General features: G+C 49.6%; 22 protein-coding genes and 1 tRNA gene. 18 read left to right on the plus strand and 5 right to left on the minus strand.

Going from position 1 to position 21682, the window contains the following annotated elements; all coding sequences use genetic code 11:
• Nucleotides 1-271 precede the first annotated feature (271 nt).
• From AC4IE7_RS04025 to AC4IE7_RS04035, 3 genes are read left to right on the plus strand one after another with little or no spacing between them, the layout of a single operon-like run.
• Nucleotides 272-691, plus strand: coding sequence for an OsmC family protein (locus AC4IE7_RS04025; protein ID WP_490775521.1), 420 nt, complete (start codon nt 272-274; stop codon nt 689-691).
• Nucleotides 681-2288 carry a DUF885 family protein gene (locus AC4IE7_RS04030; protein WP_490775522.1) on the plus strand — a complete coding sequence of 536 codons (1608 nt, stop codon included), beginning with the start codon at nt 681-683 and terminating at the stop codon, nt 2286-2288. The genes AC4IE7_RS04025 and AC4IE7_RS04030 overlap by 11 nt, the downstream gene beginning before the upstream one ends.
• Nucleotides 2275-2682 (plus strand): VOC family protein, encoded by a 408-nt coding sequence (locus AC4IE7_RS04035; protein WP_490775523.1) that lies wholly within the window; start codon nt 2275-2277, stop codon nt 2680-2682. The genes AC4IE7_RS04030 and AC4IE7_RS04035 overlap by 14 nt, the downstream gene beginning before the upstream one ends.
• Nucleotides 2683-2751: 69 nt before the next feature.
• Here the strand turns inward: AC4IE7_RS04035 and AC4IE7_RS04040 are convergent, their stop codons facing one another.
• Complete coding sequence (locus AC4IE7_RS04040; RefSeq protein WP_490775524.1) at nt 2752-3336, minus strand: hypothetical protein; 585 nt, start codon at nt 3334-3336, stop codon at nt 2752-2754.
• Between the two features lie 403 nt (nt 3337-3739).
• Between AC4IE7_RS04040 and AC4IE7_RS04045 the strand changes: the two genes are divergently transcribed.
• The gene (locus tag AC4IE7_RS04045) at nt 3740-5761 is read left to right on the plus strand and encodes a hypothetical protein (RefSeq protein WP_490775525.1); all 2022 of its coding nucleotides are present in this window, start codon (nt 3740-3742) and stop codon (nt 5759-5761) included.
• Nucleotides 5762-5953: 192 nt separating this feature from the next.
• Here the strand turns inward: AC4IE7_RS04045 and AC4IE7_RS04050 are convergent.
• The 3 genes from AC4IE7_RS04050 to rplM all read right to left on the minus strand — a co-directional run bounded on the left by AC4IE7_RS04050 (nt 5954) and on the right by rplM (nt 6911).
• A tRNA-Gln gene (locus tag AC4IE7_RS04050) sits at nt 5954-6027 on the minus strand.
• A gap of 47 nt (nt 6028-6074) precedes the next feature.
• Entirely contained in the window at nt 6075-6464 is a 390-nt protein-coding gene (gene rpsI, locus AC4IE7_RS04055) for a 30S ribosomal protein S9 (RefSeq protein WP_490775526.1), read from the minus strand.
• Nucleotides 6465-6482: 18 nt separating this feature from the next.
• Nucleotides 6483-6911: a 50S ribosomal protein L13 gene (gene rplM / locus AC4IE7_RS04060; RefSeq protein WP_490775527.1), complete on the minus strand. Its 429-nt coding sequence runs from the start codon at nt 6909-6911 to the stop codon at nt 6483-6485.
• Nucleotides 6912-7333: 422 nt separating this feature from the next.
• Between rplM and AC4IE7_RS04065 the strand changes: the two genes are divergently transcribed.
• From AC4IE7_RS04065 to ptsP, 14 genes are all read left to right on the plus strand, one after another.
• Complete coding sequence (locus tag AC4IE7_RS04065; RefSeq protein WP_490775528.1) at nt 7334-8302, plus strand: calcium/sodium antiporter; 969 nt, start codon at nt 7334-7336, stop codon at nt 8300-8302.
• 175 nt (nt 8303-8477) lie between these two features.
• Nucleotides 8478-9443 carry a KpsF/GutQ family sugar-phosphate isomerase gene (locus AC4IE7_RS04070; RefSeq protein ID WP_490775529.1) on the plus strand — a complete coding sequence of 322 codons (966 nt, stop codon included), beginning with the start codon at nt 8478-8480 and terminating at the stop codon, nt 9441-9443.
• A 179-nt stretch (nt 9444-9622) separates the two neighbouring features.
• Nucleotides 9623-10144 (plus strand): 3-deoxy-manno-octulosonate-8-phosphatase KdsC, encoded by a 522-nt coding sequence (kdsC, locus tag AC4IE7_RS04075; RefSeq protein ID WP_490775530.1) that lies wholly within the window; start codon nt 9623-9625, stop codon nt 10142-10144.
• Nucleotides 10145-10187: 43 nt separating this feature from the next.
• Nucleotides 10188-10751 carry an LPS export ABC transporter periplasmic protein LptC gene (gene lptC, locus AC4IE7_RS04080; RefSeq protein ID WP_490775531.1) on the plus strand — a complete coding sequence of 188 codons (564 nt, stop codon included), beginning with the start codon at nt 10188-10190 and terminating at the stop codon, nt 10749-10751.
• Nucleotides 10738-11256 (plus strand): lipopolysaccharide transport periplasmic protein LptA, encoded by a 519-nt coding sequence (gene lptA / locus AC4IE7_RS04085; RefSeq protein ID WP_490775532.1) that lies wholly within the window; start codon nt 10738-10740, stop codon nt 11254-11256. Before lptC ends, lptA begins: the two co-directional genes overlap by 14 nt.
• On the plus strand, nt 11253-11978 hold the full coding sequence (lptB, locus tag AC4IE7_RS04090; RefSeq protein ID WP_490775533.1) for an LPS export ABC transporter ATP-binding protein: 726 nt from the start codon (nt 11253-11255) through the stop codon (nt 11976-11978). Before lptA ends, lptB begins: the two co-directional genes overlap by 4 nt.
• Nucleotides 11979-12185: 207 nt before the next feature.
• Complete coding sequence (locus tag AC4IE7_RS04095; protein WP_490775534.1) at nt 12186-13670, plus strand: RNA polymerase factor sigma-54; 1485 nt, start codon at nt 12186-12188, stop codon at nt 13668-13670.
• A gap of 169 nt (nt 13671-13839) precedes the next feature.
• A complete protein-coding gene (gene hpf, locus AC4IE7_RS04100; RefSeq protein ID WP_490775535.1) occupies nt 13840-14175 on the plus strand; it encodes a ribosome hibernation-promoting factor, HPF/YfiA family in 336 nt (111 codons plus the stop codon).
• Nucleotides 14176-14195: 20 nt separating this feature from the next.
• The gene (gene ptsN, locus AC4IE7_RS04105) at nt 14196-14666 is read left to right on the plus strand and encodes a PTS IIA-like nitrogen regulatory protein PtsN (protein ID WP_490775536.1); all 471 of its coding nucleotides are present in this window, start codon (nt 14196-14198) and stop codon (nt 14664-14666) included.
• Nucleotides 14666-15601, plus strand: coding sequence for an HPr(Ser) kinase/phosphatase (hprK, locus tag AC4IE7_RS04110; RefSeq protein WP_490775537.1), 936 nt, complete (start codon nt 14666-14668; stop codon nt 15599-15601). The genes ptsN and hprK overlap by 1 nt, the downstream gene beginning before the upstream one ends.
• A gap of 184 nt (nt 15602-15785) precedes the next feature.
• Nucleotides 15786-16652 (plus strand): RNase adapter RapZ, encoded by an 867-nt coding sequence (gene rapZ / locus AC4IE7_RS04115; RefSeq protein WP_490775538.1) that lies wholly within the window; start codon nt 15786-15788, stop codon nt 16650-16652.
• On the plus strand, nt 16649-17047 hold the full coding sequence (locus AC4IE7_RS04120; protein WP_490775539.1) for a PTS sugar transporter subunit IIA: 399 nt from the start codon (nt 16649-16651) through the stop codon (nt 17045-17047). Before rapZ ends, AC4IE7_RS04120 begins: the two co-directional genes overlap by 4 nt.
• An 8-nt stretch (nt 17048-17055) precedes the next feature.
• Nucleotides 17056-17325: an HPr family phosphocarrier protein gene (locus tag AC4IE7_RS04125; RefSeq protein ID WP_490775540.1), complete on the plus strand. Its 270-nt coding sequence runs from the start codon at nt 17056-17058 to the stop codon at nt 17323-17325.
• Nucleotides 17322-19055: a phosphoenolpyruvate--protein phosphotransferase gene (gene ptsP, locus AC4IE7_RS04130; protein ID WP_490775541.1), complete on the plus strand. Its 1734-nt coding sequence runs from the start codon at nt 17322-17324 to the stop codon at nt 19053-19055. Before AC4IE7_RS04125 ends, ptsP begins: the two co-directional genes overlap by 4 nt.
• 656 nt (nt 19056-19711) lie before the next feature.
• Here the strand turns inward: ptsP and AC4IE7_RS04135 are convergent.
• Nucleotides 19712-21469: a cytochrome C gene (locus AC4IE7_RS04135; RefSeq protein ID WP_490775542.1), complete on the minus strand. Its 1758-nt coding sequence runs from the start codon at nt 21467-21469 to the stop codon at nt 19712-19714.
• Nucleotides 21470-21682: the final 213 nt, after the last annotated feature.

Raw genomic sequence — 21682 nt, forward strand, 5'->3', positions numbered from 1 at the left:
CAGAGCAATACAGCATTCTGCCCCAGGGCAGCTCTCGATGATCTTCATGGTTGCAAATCTGAGCCCTTGCTTTGGTTTGAAGCCATGTTCAGTTAAAGCGTAGGATCAAGTCAAGCAACTGTTTCAACTTGTCGAATTTACAGCCTTCTGTAGACTCGCCTATATATAGTGTAACAAAAAACAACAAGTCATAAATTCAACGTAATTCATGTTTATCGTTTATTTCTGAATTTTGTGTCAGACCTGAAAGATGAACAAATTGGAGTTAACAATGAAAGCACGGGTCGTATGGGTGGAGGCAGCCACCATGATGGGGGAAGCTGGTAGTGGTCATGGGGTGATTATGGATGGCCCACCTGAACATGGCGGTAGAAATCTGGGCGTCAGACCAATGGAGATGTTACTCCTGGGTATGGGCGGGTGTACTGAGTTTGATGTACTCTCAATGCTGAGAAAGTCCCGCCAGCAAGTGACAGGGTGTGTGGTTGAGCTTGAGGCTCAGCGGTCTGAAGAGGATCCGAAGGTCTTTACAGCCATTCATGCCCACTTTGTTGTTAGCGGCCGGGAGCTGAGTGAAAAACATGTCTCCCGTGCGATCTCATTGAGTGCAGAAAAATACTGCTCTGCCTCTATAATGCTGGGCGCTACAGCTAAAATCACCCATGACTATGAGATTATCAATGAGCAATGATGCCGGTGTATTCGACGAACTGGTTGCCGATTACTATCGCGCCTGGTTCCGCTTTCATCCTTTGGCTGCAGTTTTTGCCTCAGTTTCTGGATACGAAGGTCGACTCAATGCCGATGGTGATGATGACAATGGCGCTTTGGCGAACCTGATCAGTAACCTGCTGGTTAGCCTCAAAGAGCTTGATTCGGAACAGTTGGATGCAGATCGACAGCTCGATCTACAGCTGATCTATGGGGCGGCATTTGTTGAACATCGGATGCTGCTGGAGCAGGATTGGCGTTACCGCGACCCGGCCAGATATCTTCCCTTGAATCAACTTCAGGAGTTGATCGTGCGCCAACCAGATCGTCTCTGTGAGGCGTTGATGGGGGTGTTGGAGCTTACCCCGAACTATCTGCGTGATGCCCGGGGTCGATTGTCAGAGCTGCCTGGGGTGGTATCGACACTCTGGTTGGCCGACGCCCTGGAGACAGCTGAAAAGGGCGAACCCTGGCTAAAAAGGCTGGGACGGGATCTACCGCAAACCCGGGAGTGTTGTGCCGACCAGGGCAGATTACAGACCCTGGCCAGCAAGGCTGCAGAAGCCGTTGGGGATTACAGGAAGAGCCTTGTCAAAGAGCTGGCCCCGGTTGCATCAGGAACGGCAGACTGTGGAGAGGCACTGCTGGGCTGGTTGCTGCGCAACCGCGATCAGATCGATCTTGAGGTTAAGCAAGCACTAGGTTTTGCGCGTAAACGACTTCAAGAGACCTACCAGTCCCTGGAATCACAAGGTTTAAGCGTCACTGACCTGAGAGAGGATAGAGGCGAAATTCTCAGCGGAAATGATCGAATAAAGGCCTATCGCGAAGAAGCAAAAATATTACGGGACTTTCTGCAGCAGCAGCAGCTGTTGCCCGATTCAGAACAGCCACTTGAGTTTCGTGTCACCGATAGCTGTTTCAGGCAGCCGGACTGTGGCAGTTATCTGCGCACCGAGCAGGGGGGGGTGCTCTTGATTCCCCATGATCAGCAGGTTGGGGGAGGCGAGAGCCGGTCAGCGATTCGAATGCGCAACCTCTATGGCAGTTGGGCAGGGCGTCACTATCTGGCCTGGGCTGGGGGCGTACCGGCACATAGCCTAGTGCGTCAGATCAATCCATCAGCCGCTTTCAAACGGGGCTGGGCCCACTATATGAGCCGTCTTTTAGAAGCAAATGGTTATTTCGATGAGCAGGATCGTACACTGCTCAATCAGAGAAGGTTGGCGCTGGCGGAACAGGCCTCTGTCGATCTCGAATTTCACTCTGGTCAAATAGACAGTCGCCAGGCACTTGAGCGATTGAAACCATTATCAGATATTCCCTGCTGGGCGGAAGTCAGCCTGACTGCCATCTCCAGACGACCTACAGATGCCTTTATGGCCCTGCTGGGTGCTGATCTGCTTGAGCACCTGTCCAATCAGTATATTCAGGCAAATCCTGGTTCATCTCCACTGACCTTGCATGAGCAGCTCCTCTCTCATGGACCTGTTGCTCTGCCTCTGGTGGTTCAGCGTGCCTGTGGTCAGGAGATCTGGGAGCAGGCCGTGAATGAGGTTATTCATGAAAAGACCTGAAAGTCACATTGGCATGCGCCACGTTGCGCTGAATGTCAGGGATATGGCCAGCAGCGAGCACTTCTATGTTGAATTGCTGGGTATGCAAATTGAGTGGCGACCAGACCCTGATAATCTATATCTGACTTCCGGGCCGGACAATCTGGCGCTGCATAAGATAGCCGTTGAGACATTTGATGAAGCTGCCCAGCGTCTCGACCACATAGGCTTTATGCTCAGTAGCCCAGAGAGCGTTGACGAATGGTATGATTTTCTGACTGAGCAGGGTGTGAAGATGCGCACTTCTCCTCGCACCCATCGGGATGGTGCCAGGAGTTTCTACTGTTTTGATCCAGATGGCGTTACGCTGCAGATGATTTACCATCCGCCAGTGGCGGAGTATGTGGCGAAGTGAGTCGGCTGAAAACGAAGCAGTCGTGATGCCTTTCGACAGGGCTGCTGATGAGCAGCCCTATCTGGGCAGTCAAGCCTGATCTGCCTCTCTCTTATGCCTGAAACCAATTAATCCCAAAAGCCCGCTACCAAAGAGCCAGACAGCAGCAGGGATGGGGACTGGGCTAACATCGATATTGTCGAGGGTTATGCCGCAACTTGTCGCAAATCCACAAGGAATGTCCATCCTCAGCAGTGTGATATCTTGAAACGCGGTATCGAAACTGATGGTTCCGAAATCAGTGGAGTTCAGGAAGGCGCCGCTATCAGCACTGAAGTTCACTCCAGAAGCTGTATTAGCAAAGATCTGTAAGCTGGTGAGATCAAATGCCCCTCCATCGGCGCGGGTAATAAAGGTTGTTTCTGCGGGGACACCCCAAATATTATCGAAACACCATCTATTCGGGCAGACTGTCATGTCTGTGTTGTGCGCTGGGTTTGCAATCTCGACGATATAGCCATCCTGAGAATAGTAGTCGACTCCGGTACCTGGTGACCTGTCGAGGAACGTTCCCGAACTGAAGTCGATAATTGCGGCATGAGTTGTTCCTGCGACTGCGACCAGTCCCAGGATAGCGAGTAGTTGCATCACTGATGCGGTGATTTTTCGACGCATGACCCTCTCCTTATCCATTTCTGATGTTGAGGTGCGACTCACCCAAATTCTGCTACTGATGGATGTGAAGCCGCTGATTCGGCTCAATAGGGGCAGTATTCGGGTTTAGAGTGCAGGTTGGTGAGTTAGTGATCGATAGAATCCCTCCAAGATTTAAGTGTGCTCTTTTTCCAAGAGTTGCTGGTGGTTCGTTACCAAGCCACCAATTTGGAATCTATTGAATGTCTTAGCGGAATACGTTGATCTGGGTCAATGTATTAGGAATTAAATTCTGTTTAAGGGTAATGTTCACAATTGTGAGGTAGGGGCAGCATTTGAGATGTTAATTAAACGGTAACAAAATATAGTTCACCCCTAAGCGCTTTGTTATAGGATGACTCGATAGAGTGAAAAGGAAGATTTAATGGAAGTGTTTTCAGGGATAGTGGTTCGTTCTGGATTTATATTGAATCTGCTATTGCTGTTGAGCGCTTGTGGTGGCAGTAGTGAAACCTCCTATCGAGTTGGTGGTGAGGTCACTGGTCTGACAGCTGATGGCCTCGTGCTTCAAATCAACGGGGGGGATACCCTTCCTGTCGCTGGTGACGGCCGTTTTTCATTTGCCATTGAGCTGGATGACGGTGCGGCCTATGAGGTAACCATCGCCAGCCAACCATCTGGGCAAACCTGCACCGTCAATAACGGCACTGGTACCCTCTCGGGAGCCGAAATAACGAATGTTCAAATCAACTGCACTGTTCAGGCGCTCAGCCTCACTGTTTCAGCGGAAAATACCAAACTACTTCGATTCTTCTGGGATGATGTGGGTGCCAACCACTATCGGCTGCTGAAGAACCCGGACGGGATTTCAGGCTTTAACCAGCAAGGCTCGGATCTCACATCAACCCAGGTTGACGAAGAGATTTCGGTGCACTTGGAAGATTGGCTCAATACTTCCTATTTGATACAGGCCTGCAACGAGGCTGGTCAATGTGTCGATTCTGAATCTATCACTATCAGCTCATTGATGCTCGACACGATTGGATATCTGAAAGGCTATGAAACCAGTTGGGAAGACTATTTTGGAACTTCTGTTGCAGTTTCAGGGGATGGGTTGACACTGGCGGTTGGTGCGCCAGGTGATATCTCACCGGCTACAGGTATCGATGGCGAGTGGAGCTTCACTCCAGACTATAAAATGAGTGCTGGCGCAGTCTATCTGTTTGCTCGCATTGATGGTGGATGGCAGCGTCAGGCCTATATCAAGGCATCAAACACTGATAGGGATGACGACTTCGGGAGAGCAGTATCACTCTCTTACGATGGCAACACACTTGCGGTTGGTGCCCCTGGTGAGAGTTCTGCAGCAACAGGCGTGGATGGCGATCAGCAGGATAACAGTGCCCAAAGTGCTGGGGCTGTCTATCTGTTTACCCGCAATGCTGACATCTGGGGTCAACTGGCCTATCTCAAGGCATCAGATAGCTCAGCCAGCGAAGTTTTTGGTCAGGCACTATCCCTTTCTGCAAGTGGCAATCGACTCAGTGTGGGGGCAGCTGAAAAGGTCTATGTATTCGAGGGAGGGGAAGATGTCTGGCAACAGCGGGCTATTCTCGAATCATCAAACGGCGAGGAAGGTGACTATTTTGGCAGCGCCGTACAACTTTCCGGTGATGGGGTAACCCTGGCTGTAGGGGCTCACTATGAAGCTTCATCGTCAATGGGTGTTGATGGTGAGTCTGACAATAGTGCAGCTCAGTCAGGTGCTGTCTATCTGTTCGTATTGGATGGAGAGAGCTGGACCCAGCAGGCCTACATCAAATCCTCAAATAGTGAAGCCGGGGATCGTTTTGGTCACAGTCTGTCAATTAGTGATGATGGCAATCTGATGGTTGTGGGCGCTTGGGGGGAGGATTCATCCTCAACCGGGATCGGAAGTGATGGATCTGATAATAGTGCTGAATATTCAGGTGCGGCCTACCTGTTTGAGCGTATTAACTCCCAGTGGATTGAGTCAGAATATTTTAAGGCTTCCAATACTGGAAGTGATGACTATTTTGGTCACCAGGTTGCGATATCAGGGGACGGGATGTCTGTAGCAGTTGGTGCCCAATATGAGGGCTCTGTTGCTCGTGGGGTGAATGGGGATCAGGCTGATGACAGTGCACTATCTCAACCTGGGGCTGTATATCAGTTTACCCGGGAAAACCCCCTCTCTTCATGGATTCAAAAGGCCTATGTGAAGGCACCGGATACCTCTCCAGGATGGGAAGAGCCGGTATGTTTCCTGTTTTGCCGGATGGTAAACGATAGATTTGGCGCAAGCCTGAGTATCTCTCATGATGGGAGGACATTGGTTGTCGGTGCACCCGACGAAAATTCAGGCAAAAGCGATGATATGGAGGACACCTCCAGCCCATACTCAGGGGCTCTCTACATCTATTGAGGTGAGCTTAAATAGTTGTTGGCTGGGGATGGAGGATTACTCGGCCTAACGGCCTCGCCCCTACGGGGTCAGCTGAAGCTGCTCGTCATCGCTGCGCTCTTCCGTCGAACCTCTTATCGGTTCAAATCCTCCATCCGGGCAGCTTTGTAGAGAAAATAAAAAAGCCCACACAGGGTGGGCTTAAACACTTGTTGGCTGGGGATGGAGGATTCGAACCTCCACATACGGAGTCAGAGTCCGTTGTCCTGCCATTAGACGAATCCCCAGTTGCAGACTTGGTGCCAGGCGTCTCCGCCTGCAACGCAAGCCAGACTTAGCGCTTGGAGAATTGAGGACGCTTACGGGCTTTGTGAAGTCCGACTTTCTTACGCTCAACAGCACGGGCGTCACGGGTCAGGAATCCTGATCTACGCAGTGTGCTGTGCAGTGACTCGTCATAGGCGTCCAGTGCACGGGAGATACCGTGACGGATGGCGCCAGCCTGACCAGTGGTGCCACCACCTCTGACAGTGACTTTGATGTCAACTTTGTCGACAGTCCCTGTAGTTTCCAGCGGTTGGCGAACTACCATGCGGGCAGTTTCGCGACCGAAGTACTCGTCGAGAGGGCGGTTGTTGACGGTAATGTTTCCGTTGCCAGTAGTCATGAAGACTCGAGCAGTGGAACTTTTACGGCGTCCGGTAGTGATATGGGTATCTGCCATGGTCTTAAACTCTTGCCTTTAGATGTCCAGGGGCTGAGGTTGCTGAGCCTGGTGGGTATGCTCGGAACCAGCAAAGACACGCAGCTTTTTAAACATAGAGCGTCCTAACGGGTTTTTCGGCATCATGCCCTTGACTGCATGCTCGATTGCACGTTCTGGTGCCTTCTGAAGCAATTTGTCCAAGCTGATGGATTTCATATTACCGATGTAACCAGTGTGGTGGTGGTACATCTTGTCTGTCATTTTATTACCGGTAACACGGACTTTCTCTGCATTGACAACGACGATATAGTCGCCGGTATCTACATGCGGAGTATATTCCGGTTTGTGCTTGCCACGCAGACGTCGTGCAATTTCAGTGGACAGACGACCAAGGGTCTTGTCTGTTGCATCCACAAGGTACCAATTGCGGCGAACTTCAGCCGGTTTTGCGCTTAATGTAGTCATCCGATGTCGCTCCAATGGAGAACTATTGTGCCTCGAAAAAGACGGCGGATAATACATGAACCCCTGGGATGGCACAAGGACTATTTCACTCCCAGAGGGTAGTTGGGCGGATAATCCTGGAAATCGAGTCGCCAAGCAAAAAAAAAGCGCAACAGGAGATGTTGCGCTTGAATATATACCACCAAAGGAGGAAAACTGGTACATCTGAGTATCAGTATGTAAGAATCATCTAATATTCCGATATGATTGTCAAGTGTTTTCCTCTGGCTTTCTGCTATCATCTCAACCCTTTGACTATTCTCTTGGCGCATCACCTAATAATATGGTGTCAGCGCTACAAAGCTGCGACTGTCCTGGTGATCTTCAAGTAGATATAGATCAGGTGACAGTGTTTATTTAACTCGCTAAATAATATTATTTTAATGTTGCTGCATAGTTTCTCGATACTTATTGGTCTGGTGGTTTTAGTATGGAGTGCGGATCGCTTTATCAGCGGTGCCGCCGCATTGGCGGACAATCTTGGCGTCTCCCCCATGCTGATTGGCCTGACGGTTGTAGGGTTTGGTACCTCTGCGCCTGAGGTTCTGGTTTCCCTTATGGCGTCGGTAAACGGCAATCCGGGTTTGGCGATCGGTAATGCGGTTGGTTCCAATATTGCCAATATCGGTCTGATTCTTGGTGTTACTGCACTCGTTATCCCTCTCTCTGTTCACTCCAGTGTACTTAAGCGCGAATATCCAATTCTGCTTGCTGTTACGGTGATTTGCATAGTGTTGATGTGGGATGGCAATTTAAGTCAGGTGGATGGATCGATCCTGATCCTGTTGCTGATCTCTGTGTTCGGCTGGATGATCTACACTGCAAAAACAGGAGAAGCAGACCCCATAGCCGGGGAGTACGATGCAGAGATTCCGCACGATGTACCAACAAAAAAGGCGTTGTTTCTTCTGATCGGTGGTTTGGTATTTCTACTGATCAGTTCCCGGATATTGGTGTGGGGTGCGACCAATATAGCTGTGGCGCTCGGCGTCAGCGATGTGGTGATTGGATTGACTATTGTTGCCATCGGCACCAGTCTGCCCGAACTGGCGGCAAGCATTACCAGCGCACTGAAGGGAGAGGACGATATTGCTATCGGCAATGTCATTGGTTCAAACCTATATAATATGCTGGCTGTATTGAGTATTCCTGGTTTGGTCGCGCCGGGTGCTTTTTCGCCGGATTTGCTGAACCGGGATCTTCCGGTAATGTTCGCCTTGACGATGTTCCTGTTTTTAATGGGTTATGGATTTGGTAAACAGGGCCGTATTAATCGTATTGAAGGTTTGGGGTTGTTGCTCTGTTTTGTCGGTTACCAGACCTGGCTGTTTTACTCTTTAGTTACTCAATGAGCATAACGTGGATTTGCTGGAAGTGGATCGTAATTACAAGAAAATTCATGAAATTTAAACAGGTTATCTCCTCTCATGGCGGGTTTGTCCCCAGACAGGCCGGCATTTTGTGATGGCTCACTAAACAAGACATACTGTTCGGATGAAGAAACCCACACCACCCTCACAGCAAGAAATGACCCAAATGATCGAGTTGGGCCAGGCGGTAATTGAAACCGAGGCTGCGGCGGTCTCAGCGTTGATTCCAAGGTTGGATGGAGGGTTTGCCCAGGCTTGCCACTATCTGCTTAATTGTCGTGGCCGTATTGTCGTGATCGGTATGGGAAAATCTGGTCATATCGGTAACAAACTGGCAGCAACCCTTGCTAGTACGGGTAGCCCGGCATTTTTTGTCCATCCTGGTGAAGCCAGTCATGGGGATTTGGGTATGATCACAGCTGATGATGTGGTTTTGGCGTTATCAAATTCCGGGGAGACAGGAGAGTTACTGGTAATACTTCCCCTGCTGAAGCGATTGGGTGTGCCGTTGATCGCGATGACAGGAAAGCCTCATTCGACCTTGGCAAGAGAGTCTGAGGTTCATATCGATGTCAGTGTTGATAAAGAGGCCTGTCCCCTGGGGCTGGCGCCGACCTCCAGTACTACTGCCGCACTGGTGATGGGCGATGCTTTGGCGGTGGCTCTGCTGCAAGCGCGAGGTTTTACTGCCAAGGATTTTGCTTTGTCCCATCCTGGCGGATCGCTCGGTAGACGTCTGTTGCTGCATGTTCGAGATATCATGCATAGTGGAGAGGCCCTGCCATCGGTGACGCTTGAGGCTACGCTTCACCAGGCGTTGGAGGTGATGTCTGTGAAGGGGCTGGGCATGACAGCGGTTGTTGATCACGAGGGGCGTCTTGCCGGTGTCTATACGGATGGCGATCTAAGGCGTACGCTCAACCAGCCGATCGATATACACAAAATCAGTGTTGAAGAGGTGATGACAAGGGATTGCAAACGGGTTCCGCCAGAAATGTTGGCGGCTGAGGCGTTACAGTTGATGGATGAAAATAAAATAAACGGCCTGCTGGTGGTGGATGAGGAGCAGCGTCTGATTGGCGCATTCAACATGCACGACCTACTTAGAGCTGGTGTTATGTAGTGTCGTGTTTCAATTGGTCGACAGTTTTAGAGGCCTGAGCAGGCCTCCTCTCGGACAAGACGCTACCCGGCGACCCGTGTTGTTACGCGCCTTGGAAAGGGGGGGCATGCCTTGCGGCTAGCCATTTAGCGTCACGGTAACATTGTCAAACGATATGAAATACTAGACAGGGGGGCAAAATGCAGGATATTTATAATAAAGCAAAAGCAGTCAAACTCTTGATATTTGATGTTGATGGGGTATTGACGGATGGCGCTCTTTTTTTCGGTGATGATGGTCAAGAGTACAAGTCCTTTAATTCCAGAGATGGACATGGGATGAAAATGTTGCAATTCACCGGTGTGGTGATTGGCATTATCACTGGCCGGACCTCTGAAGTGGTGAGGTTGCGCATGGAAAACCTGGGTATTGAGCATGTCTATCAGGGCAAACTCGAGAAGCTTCCAGCGTATGAAGAGTTGAGAGATAAACTGGGGCTTACTGATGAGCAGGTCGCTTACGTCGGGGATGATGTTGTGGATCTTCCTATCATGCGTCGAGTCGGGCTTGCCATCGCCGTTCAGGATGCGCACCCCTTTGTGGTTCAACACGCCCACTGGCAAACGCCTCATGGCGGTGGACATGGGGCTGGCAGGGATGTTTGTGAGATGATCATGGAAGCGCAAGGAACCTTGCAAGCCAGTTTGGATCACTATCTTTGAAGCATGAGTTCGCAGTTGATTATGGATATGTGGGAAGTCTAGCTTGAACAGACGCCTGCTTGGTCTCTCCTTGATGCTCGCCCTGGTGCTGAGTTTAGCCTGGTGGGTGAATGAACTGACGCGCCCTGAGATGCAGAAACGACAGGTAGCTAGGGATATCCCTGATTCCTATGCCGTGGACCTACGCGTAAAACAGTACAATGAGGATGGGGAGCTTCTGCAAACATTACAAACCCCTAAAATGTTACATTATGAGAAGCGTGGTATTACCGAGCTGTTAAAGCCAGTGGTATGGCGTTTCCGAGCCGATACGCCGCCATGGAGGATGCAGGCAGAACAGGGTGTGGCAGACCATCAGCAAGAGACACTCTATCTTCCGGGCAGAGTGATCATCGAGCGTGAAGGAAAGGGTGATTTCGCACCTTATCTGATTGAGACCGAAGATCTGACTTTTAAATCAAAAGACTCATATGCATCAACGGCTGAGGCGGTCGAAATTCAGAGTGGTCAGCAGCGAATATCAGCAGTCGGCATGCAGGCATGGCTGACTGAGCCATCTCGCTTGAAGTTATTACATCAGGTACGAGGCTACTATGAGTTCGAGTAAGGGCATTCTGTCAATCCTGGTATATGGCCTTGTCTGTTTTGGCGCAATGCCGATTATGGCCTTGGAGAGTGATCGGGATCAGCCAATGCAGCTTGAGGCGGACAGTCTAGCCATTGATGAGTCGACAGGTATCAGCCTCTATGAGGGGAATGTGACGATCACCCAGGGTAGTATGAAGTTGTGGGCTGAGCGCCTCTGGGTTCATCGTCGGCAGGGAAAGACGGAGCGGATCATCAGTGAAGGCGAACCGACTAGATTCAGTCAGCTGCCGGAAGTCGATGGGGTAGAGGTGCATGGTCAGGCGCGAAGGATGGAAATTCATGTTGATCGTGATGAAATGGTATTGATTGACAATGCTCTGCTTGAGCAGGGCGGTAACAGTTTTCGAAATGACCGGATTGTTTACAATCGAACCAGTGCCCAGGTGAAGGCGGGTAGCAGTGCTCAGGGTAAAGAGCGGGTTCAAGTCGTAATTGAACCCCAGACCAAGAGCGATGCACCGTGAGCCAGTTGCGGGCAGATGCACTTGAGAAGCAGTACCATAAGCGTAAAGTGGTCGATGGTGTTTCGCTCAATCTGAATAGCGGTGAGGTTGTTGGGCTGTTAGGGCCAAATGGTGCCGGAAAGACCACCAGTTTCTACATGATCGTGGGCCTTGTTCAGGCTGATCAGGGTAGAATCTACCTGGATGGAGAGGAGCTCACTGATCTTGCAATGCATAAGCGCGCCAGCATGGGTATTGGTTATCTGGCCCAGGAGCCCTCTGTTTTCAGGCGGCTCAATACAGCGCAGAATATATTGGCGATACTGGAAAATCGAAAGGATCTGGACGCGCAAGCAAGAAGAGCGCATTGTGACCGGCTTTTGGAAGAGTTCGGTATCGAACATTTGAGAGAGAGTATGGCTATGAGCCTCTCAGGTGGAGAGCGACGCCGCCTGGAGATTGCCCGTGCGCTTTCAATGGAGCCCGCATTCATTTTGTTGGATGAGCCATTTGCAGGTGTCGACCCAATTGCGGTTATCGATATTAAAAGAATCATTCAACATCTTAGAGAATTAAAGATTGGGGTGTTGATTACCGACCATAATGTTAGAGAGACTCTTGATATTTGTGATAGAGCCTACATCATTAATACTGGTAAGGTATTGGCGGAAGGAACCACCGAGGAGATCCTCGATAACCAGGAGGTACGTAGTGTTTATCTGGGCGAAAATTTTACTATGTAAGGCTATGTTTATGTTTTTTCATGGATTATGTGATTTAAGAGTAGAGATGATGACTACTCGTCAGCTGACAAAATGAAGGTTAAAGTATGAGGCAGAATTATATTCAAACGAAACAAATACCAAGAATTATTCCGTGAACGGCATTTATTAGCTAGAATGAATATAAAGACATACAAATAACATACCAGGTTTAAAGATATCTCTGCTATGAAGCAGGCTCTACAGCTCCGGCTCGGACAACATTTAACAATGACACCTCAGTTGCAGCAGGCAATACGCCTGTTGCAATTGTCTGCGCTCGACCTGAGTCAGGAGGTGCAGGAGGTTCTTGAAACAAACCCCATGCTGGAGGGTGAAGAGGAGTTTAGTCAGCAGACTCAAAAAGAAGAAGCTAGTCAAGAGAGCTCTGATCAGAGTTCAGACAATAAAGAGTCTTTGAGCTCCAACGATATCAACAACGAGCGGGAAATTCAGACCGACAGTAGCCAGATCACAGAAGACCTGCCCGTTGATAGTGAATGGGCTGACGTATACGACAGTTATCTTCCCCCATCGAGCAGTGGTAGTGAATCTGCAGACAATGACTATCTGGTTCAGCGCAGTGGCGCGATCACTTTGCATGACCACCTGGTCTGGCAGATGACACTGACCCCATTCACTGAGCAGGATATTCTGATTGCCACTAACCTCATCGACAGTATTGATGAGGATGGATATTTCAAAGGTGATCTCCAGGAGATCCTGGTTTCCCTGAATGATGAGGAGATGACTCTGGAGGATGTAGAGGCAGTACTTCATCGTATCCAGGCTTTCGACCCTCCGGGGGTTGGTGCTCAGGGTGCTCAGGACTGCCTTCTAATTCAACTTCGGCAACTTCCTGAAAAAACACCCTATTTGGATTTGGCGATCAGACTCTGTCGCGACCATTTCAACTTGCTCTCTGCACAGGATCAGAATCAGATCATGCGACGAATGAAGGTTGATCAGGACGACCTGATGGCTATCATGCAGTTGATCAGGACGCTCAATCCTCACCCTGGCACAGCGATCGCCAAAAGCGAGCCTCAGTATGTGATTCCTGATGTATTCGTCAGCAAGCGCAATAATCGCTGGGTTGTGGAGCTAAATGGTGAGGTTACGCCTAAACTAAGGGTAAACAACGACTATGCCAGTCTGATCAAGCGTGCGGATCAGAGTGATGACAATACTTTCCTGAAAAACCACCTGCAGGAAGCGCGTTGGTTCATCAAAAGCCTGATGAGTCGAAATGAGACTATTCTGCGTGTGGCGAGTAAGATTGTTGAATATCAGCGGGGCTTTTTTGAACATGGCGAAGAGGCTATGAAGCCACTGGTTTTACGGGATATCGCTGAGGCTCTGGAGATGCACGAGTCGACCATATCCAGGGTGACAACCCAGAAGTATATGCATACCCCCAGGGGTACGCTGGAGTTTAAATATTTCTTCTCCAGCCATGTGAACACAAGTGCAGGGGGTGAGTGCTCCTCCACTGCTATACGTGCGCTGATAAAAAAATTGATTGCTGCAGAGAATACAAACAAACCTCTCAGCGATAACAAAATCGCCGCCATATTGTCGGAACAGGGTATAAAAGTGGCCCGCCGAACGGTGGCAAAATACCGCGAGTCGATGAGTATCCCACCATCGAACGAGCGTAAGCGACTGATGTAGGTGAAGTGAATTATCGGAGTGGCTATCATTCATGCTTGATATGCTTACTGAACCGGAGCGGTTTCAGATAAAAGTGGATTCATGAATGAGTTGCTGTAAAAATGCCCCGGCGTTACTTCACCGCCTCAGTTAGAGTGATGAGCCAACTCATCTAAGACAGGAGAAAATTATGCAGATAAGCGTTACCGGTCATCATGTGGAAGTTACCGATGCCTTGAAAAGCTATGTAGATAATAAGTTCGAACGTCTTGAGAGGCATTTTGATAATGTAATCAATGTACATGTCATCTTGAGCGTAGAAAAGCTGAGGCAAAAGGCAGAGGCCACCATGCAAGTGAACGGTGCCAGCGTATTCGCTGATGCAGTACAGGAAGATATGTATGCGGCCATTGATGGGCTTACCGATAAGCTGGATAGGCAAGTCATAAAGCATAAAGAAAAGATGCAGAGTCACCGTGCCGGTAGTGGCGCGAAGTACGCTGTAAGTAGCAGTAGTTCAGAATAGATAAAACTGGCGAGGTCTCCATGTTTCCCGACGGATTTCTGCTTGAGGAACGGATCGGCTGCAGTGTGGAGGCAGCCAGTAAAAAACGTGTCCTGGAGCAGCTTGGCCAAAGATTGGCCAATTCTGCTCCTGGTCTCACACAGGATACTGTGTTTGATGCATTGCTTGAGCGTGAACGTTTAGGCAGCACTGGACTGGGCAAAGGAATAGCGCTACCCCATGCGCGAATGTCACAGATAACACAATCCACCGCAGCATTTATTCAGCTGCCTTCAGGGGTCGATTTTGATGCGATCGACAGCCAACCGGTGGATCTTGCCTTTGCCATGCTGGTTCCTGAGGAGGCAACTGAAGCCCATCTGCAACTACTGGCAAAATTGGCCAGGATGTTTGATGACCCTCCATTCTGCTCGGCACTGCGTGAAGCGGAAACAACGCAGCAACTGTTTCAGTTAATCCGGCAGCGAGAAGCGGCGATAACGTCAGTTTAATGCCCACCAACTACACCATTCGCGATCTTTTCGACGAATTTGCCAGCGAACTTTCACTGAGCTGGAATGGTGATGGTGATGAAAAAACAATAGAGTTGGACAGTGAGTCGCCCCACGGTCAACAACCTGTGGGACCACTGAATCTGATTCGACCCAATCAAATTCAAGTGATTGGTCCTCCTGAGCAGAAACATCTACAGAGCAGCGGTGAAGAAAAATACCGGGAATCTCTGAGGGCGCTTTTTACCACCTCTCCTCTGGCGCTGATATTTACTGATGGTCTAAAGCCTCAACAGAGCTGCCTTGAATTGGCAGAAAAGAACAGAACTGCACTCATGTTCACCCCGAAAGGTGACAACTATGTAATCCATCGACTGCTGGAGAAATTCAGTCTTCCAGTGGGTGAGACGCTGTTGTTACATGGGGTCTATATGGAAGTTTTAGGTAAGGGTGTACTGCTTAGTGGAGATCCGGCAATCGGAAAAAGTGAGCTGGCCCTGGCTCTGATTTCGCGGGGGCATCGTCTTGTGGCTGATGATGCAACAGAGTTTTATAAAACCGGCGGTAAGACCTTGAGCGGTCGCTGTCCCAAGGTACTGCAGGACTTCCTCGAAGTTCGTGGATTGGGGCTGATTAATGTGCGTGCGATCTTTGGTAACAGTGCTATAAAGCCAGAGAAGCAGCTACACTTAATAATCGATTTGCTGCACTTTGATGATAAAAAATTAGATGACATGGATCGCCTGGAAGGTTGTCATTCCCATCGAACATTGCTGGGAGTTGAGGTGCCGCAGACGAGCCTGCCTGTTGCAGCAGGTAGAAATCTGGCAATCCTGGTGGAGACGGCTGTACGACAACATCTGCTGAAGATGGATGGGTACAACGCGACCGAGGATTTTATCGAACGTCAGAAAAACTATATAGATCAGGCTTAGCCTACTCTCATTGATGTGTGCAGGATGAATATGCTGAGGGTAAACTCAGCTGGGCAAGGTATCCCTATCTGCTTTGTCGATATTCCTGTTAACTTGTTTACAAAAAAGGTAATTACCTCCTGCGATCTGGCGATGTTACCGAGCTGGATTCGGGTAAAACACTAGTTTCAAGAGTCTGAACAGAATGGCAAATGAGATAAAACTTCAGATTGTTACAGGGCTCTCCGGCTCAGGAAAGACCATTGCTCTGCATACCCTGGAGGATATGGGGTACTACTGCATTGATAATCTTCCGGTCTCGCTTTTGGTTTCAGTATCCGATTATTTGAACGGTGAACCTGAGGAGATCTTCAATAAAACTGCAGTAGGTATTGATGCACGCAGCCAACCAAGTCAGATCTCAAGTCTGCCGGCAGTGGTGGAGAACATTCGTCAGCGTGGTATTAATTGCAATATGTTGTTTCTCGATGCCCAGCTGGATACGTTGATCAAGCGTTTTAGCGAGACCCGGCGTAAACATCCCTTGAGCAACCAGCAACGCTCCCTCAGTGAGGCGATTCAACATGAGCGAGAACTTCTGCAGCCGTTGAGTGAAGCGGCGAATCTCAGAATAGATACCACTCACAGTAACGTACATGAGTTACGAGACCTGGTTCGTAATCGAATCGATGGTGAGAATGGGCAGGTTTCAATTCTGTTTGAGTCCTTCGGATTCAAGCACGGGCTGCCTCGAGATGTGGACTATTTGTTCGATGTGCGGTGTTTACCCAACCCCTATTGGCAGACTGAATTACGTACCTTTACCGGATTGGATCAGCCTGTTGCTGAATATCTTAATGCTCAGAATGAGACCAACCTCATGGTGTCAGACCTGATCAGCTTTCTATCCCGTTGGATTCCCGCTTTCGAAGCAGATGGGCGCAGCTATTTAACCATCGCTATCGGTTGTACAGGTGGGCAACATCGTTCTGTGTATGTTGTTGAACAGTTATATCGACATTTTAAGGATGCAGGTTTGCAAGTCATGTCTCGCCATCGTGAGTTGTCATGAGCATTGGGTTGTTATTGATAACCCATTCTCAAATTGGTGATGCTCTGCTTGAGACAGCAAATAAGATGTTCAATGGTGCGCTGTTGTCTGTTGAAACATTAACTGTGTCGACTGACTGCAATCCTGATCAAATTAAAACTCAGGCCCGTAAAGCAGTGGATAGTCTTGATGAAGGGGATGGCGTGTTGGTGTTTACCGATATGTATGGCTCCACACCCAGCAATATTGCTTATAGTCTGGCTGAGTCAGATCGAGTGAACGTGGTATCAGGGCTTAATCTGCCGATGTTGATTCGTACGCTCAATTATCAGGATCTCGACCTTAAATCACTAACGGAAAAAGCCGTCAGTGGTGGCAGGGATGGGATTCATTGCTGTAAAAGCCCACTAAAATAGTATTAATCATGCTTGAAAAAGAGATAGAAATAGTAAACAAACTTGGATTGCATGCCCGTGCTGCAGCAAAGCTAGTCAGCTGCGCCAATGGTTACGACAGTAACGTATTTTTGAACCGAAATGGTCAACGGGTTAATGGTAAAAGCATTATGGGTGTGATGATGCTTGCAGCAAATAAAGGCTCTGTATTGAAGCTCGAAATCGATGGCAACGATGAACAGCAGGCGATGGAGGCATTAATAGTTCTCATCAACAATAAGTTTGGGGAGGAACAATGACGCTCTCCTGTCAGGGCATCGGTATCAAGACGACCCGCGAGGTCGCAATTGGTGATGCCTACCTTTTACAGCAAGGCGTACCGGAGATCACTCATCGAGAGATTACCAGGGATCGGATTAATGCCGAGGTAGAGCGTTTTGAAACGGCCTTGCTGACCACCACCAGTCATTTACGTTCAGTACGCAACCTGATCCCTGAGGATACTGCCCAGGATATCAGCGAGTTTATTGATACTCATCTGTTGATGCTGGAGGACAATGCCATCAGTCAGGCAACCATAAGCCTGATCCAGGAGAAGTTATACACCGCTGAGTGGGCATTGCAGGTACGGCGAGATGAGCTGGTTAGGGTCTTCGATGAGATGGACGACCCCTATCTGCGTACCCGCAAAGATGATGTGAATCATGTTGTGGGGCACGTGCAATTTGTTTTGGCCGGTGGAGAACCTGAACAGAGGGGTGATCTCAAAGGGCGGGTCATCGTGGCACGGGATCTGACCCCTGCTGAAACTATCATGATGAAAAATCAGGGGGTTGCCGCATTTATCACCGAGTATGGTGGGCCGCTCTCCCACACCGCAATCCTGGCACGCAGTCTGGGTATTCCTGCTGTAGTGGGTATTCACCAGGCAACCGTTCTGTTTCGACAGGGAGAGCCGCTGGTTGTTGATGGCGCACAGGGTGTTGTGCTGGCTGATCCTACCGAACGAATCCTGGATTACTACCGGCAGCGAATAGAGACCCGCCGAAGAAGAGAGGTAGAGCTTCGCCAGCAGGTAGACCTGCCTGCTCTGACTACAGACGGCGATCAGATATTTCTCTATGCCAATATTGAGCTTCCAGAAGACATCGGCATAACGATGGAAAACCGAGCAGATGGGGTGGGTCTGTTCCGCACTGAATTTCTCTATATGAATCGTAGCGAACCCCCGACTGAAGCTGAGCAGTTGGATGTCTATATCGCTGCTGTAAGAGGATTGGGCGGTATTCCGCTCACGATACGTACACTCGACCTGGGGGTGGACAAGACCACGGGCGCAATCGCCGAATCGAGTTGCATGCCATCCATCAACCCAGCACTGGGGCTGCGGGCGATCAGGCTCTGCCTGAAGGAGCCTGAACTGTTTGTGCCACAGCTGAGAGCTATTCTCCGCGCATCTGCAGAGGGGCCGGTTCGACTGATGATACCGATGCTCTCTGGGATTAAAGAGTTAAAGCAGGTTTTGGATATCATCGACAAAACCAAGCATGAGCTGACTGAAGAGGGAATCCCTTTCGATTCTGAGATTCCTGTCGGCGGTATGATAGAGGTTCCGGCTGCTGCGATTATAGCGGATCGTTTTGCCCAATTACTCGACTTTCTCTCGATAGGTACTAACGATCTGATTCAATACACCCTTGCGGTGGACAGAATGGATGAAGAGGTCAATTTTCTTTTCGATCCGCTGCACCCGGCTGTGCTGTCACTGATTCAAAATACCATTGATGCAGCTCGTCAGGCAGATATACCAGTCAGTATGTGTGGCGAGATGGCAGGTGATCCGCGTTATGTAAGGTTATTGATCGGGATGGGATTACGCGAACTCAGCATGCAGCCCAGTGCCCTGCTTGAGAGCAGAGAGTTGATCCGCCAGAGTAACCTGACAGATCTCAAGCAGAGAACTGATCTCTTTTTTGAGCAGCTGGGTGAGAGTGATGATGAGCAGCTGTTCGATAAGCTGTTTGTATAATAAAAAGCGCTCATAAGATGATATTTAGCTGCACATGAAACTCATCTAATTAGTTTTCAAGCGTTGATAATTGTTTATCTATTACCAGCAACTAATCGCAAGATATAGCCAACCCTACTACCTATCACAATGAGAGAGTCAGATACCATCTCTCCCTTACCTTCCGTAGGGTGGGGCCATGCCCCACCATATATGGTGGGAAATAGTGATAAGTTGCAGAGAAGTTCATTCAAGATCCAGAGTGATCATCCACTATTTGTCTACTTCTAACCTATTTGGTGGGGCATGGCCCCACCCTACGGTACAAACATAATAAGTCCGTAGCCTGGATGAAGTGCAACGGAATCCTGGGGAACAGCGCACCAACCATCCCGGATTCCGCTGTGCTCCATCCAGGCTACCTGGGTATCCATGGCATGTTGAACATCCGGGCACAGTTCGATAGCTCAAGATTTTATGAAATACCGAAACTCGCCACCTTATAAACCAAGGTTATCGACAAAATCCATTTTAGAGTTGCAATGGAACAGAGTATCTACGGTATAGGTATCACCTTTGTGCGGTTGGGTGAGAGTGATGATGAGCAGCTGTTTGGATTATAAATTGTCTTCTGCAGGAGTATCTGAATCAGAGCTCGACAGACTCTACGATGCCTATCAGTCATCATCTTCCTCGGGGTATTCATGGCATAAGGTGCAACTCACTTGCGTACCTTTCGCCACGAAGATGGTTCTCTCTCCATCATCGTCCCGCAGGTAGTTTCTGTCATCAGCAGCTTGGGATAACACGGTACCTTGCAGGTTAACGCCATGGCAACTTTGGCAACTGCTGGGGTTATCTTTGTAAAAGTCTTCATGATCAAGGTTCCAGCCTCGGCTATTGACGTTATGCATGCCATGGGGGCCGGACGTGGTCAGAGGCAGGCTGGTATGGCAAGTGCTGCAATCACTGATTGTGCCGACATGTCCCTGGAGTTGTATCGATGCCAGGTTGTCATTGGAAGCCTCATTGGCATTCGGCCAGATGGCATGGGTTGAGCCATGACAGCCTTCGCAGGCAACACCGCCATGACCGAGACTGTTGCGATAGAGCGTCAAATCGTTTTCTGCGAAGCGTTTGTTGGTCGCGATTCGGGGTGTTGCTGTGTCGATGTTGTCTTCCCAGGCCTGGCTCAGTCTCAGGCTGGCACCAAGATGACTGGTTGCATCACCGGTATGGCAGGATTCGCAGCGAGGCTCGTCAAGCCAAGGTGTTCTTGTCTCCTGGCCTACGGCAAGCATACTCCCATGACAATCGGCACATTCGATACCTGCACCACCCATAGCGCCACGAAGGCATTGGGTAACTTTTCCTGGGTGGCACTGGTAGCAGGTCTCTTCCAGGTCGCCATTGCTGGGGAAGATCGGTTCACCGCTCGTTTCATCAGTCAGCTGACCATGATGCCTGTGCATGACTTCTGACATGGTGTCATTTCCGAGTTGGCTGCCGGCAGGTCCGGAACCACTTAAATCCAAGGCAGCAGAGTAGTGGCATGCGGCACAAAGTACGGGTTTGCTTGCTACCAGGTTGGTAGCGTGTTCCGCATCATGCAGTAGCAGTATGTTCTCTTTTGCGGCCTGCAATACAGCATTGGAATCATTGATGTCGTCCGGGATCAGGTAGGGGATTTCGCTGGAGATGGGTGCCGCAATCTCACCTGCTGCATGACAGTTCTGGCAATCTGCCTCTGAGGCGACGGGTAAGACGACATCAAGCGTGGCAAGGGCGGTTTCGCTACCCACTTGCTGGGCAGTGACTCTCATCAAAGGATAGGCGTTGGGTTGTCCGTTGTCGTCGACCGGCAGAATTGGAATACCCTCAGCAGAGAACCAGCCTTTGGATCTGTTGAATTCGTTGAACAGCTGGGGATCATTGGCGCTGTATGGGTTGAGAATGCCAGGCATGTTTTGGCCAAATACCAAGCCCTCGTCCGGCACTGGGTTATCTCCGAACAGATCGAAGACATAGCTATTACCCGAATTCGGGTTAATGCTCCAAAAGTTGGTTTTATTGACACTGCCGGCCAGGTTCTGGCTGGTAGTGTTGATCGAGCCGCTCGGATCAGATGTAGCGAGATAGCTGACTTCGACGCTATTGTCATCAAGCAGTTTCGGAGGATTACCCCGTTCAATCACCTGGCTGTGTATGACATTGAAGGGGGGCAGGATGACGAATGTCGAATAGTCGAGATCCGCACAGTGCATACCCAGGTCATTAAAGGCCAGAACGCGATGGCTGCCGCTGACTTCAGTTACGCCTGGACCGCTGTTGTCATCATCATCGTCATCACTGTCGTCGTCTCCACCGCCTCCACCACAGGCAAAGAGTGAGAGACTTAGTGTTAACAGGGTTATCCAGCTATGCTTTCCATTCATGCCATCACTCCCTTTGTAGAGGCAGATGATCCAGTGTTGGTTTGTATGGGAATTATATCCCATATTTAGAATAATTGTCTTGCTGGGTGCTTTTTATTGATTCTCAAGTTTCTTTGCGTCTTTGAGTCTCTTATTTCTCTTCAACAGATTGGTGGGGCAGGGCCCCACCCTACCGAGTAGCTCAAGTTGGGGGGGGCTAAGATGCTTAAAAAT

It is taken from the genome of Candidatus Thiodiazotropha sp. AKAK3, assembly GCF_058244645.1.